Below are 275 nucleotides of genomic sequence, written 5' to 3' on the forward strand. Positions count from 1 at the left end.
TGGGCAGCGAACAGCTCGGGGCACAGCCGCAGCATCGCCTCCCGGTTCTCCAGCATGTAACTGACGCCGGACGGCGTGCGGGCATTGTCCTCCAGGACCCAGAACTCGTCGGGGCCCGTACGGACCAGATCGATGCCGCAGATATGCGCCCAGATACCGTGCGGCGGGCGCATCCCCGCGATCTCCGGCCGGAACTGCGGATTGCCGAGAACGAGGTCCTCCGGCAGCACGCCCTCTTTCAGGATGCGGCGCTCTCCGTACACGTCGTCCAGAAA

Annotated in this window: 1 protein-coding gene; it reads right to left on the minus strand. The window is 66.5% G+C overall.

Translation table 11 applies throughout. The features are described from left to right. Positions 1-275: circularly permuted type 2 ATP-grasp protein (locus AC0IYH_RS31525; RefSeq protein WP_471838172.1), on the minus strand; the 275-nt coding region annotated here is incomplete at both ends.

Source organism: Pseudomonas sp. AC463, from assembly GCF_979253585.1.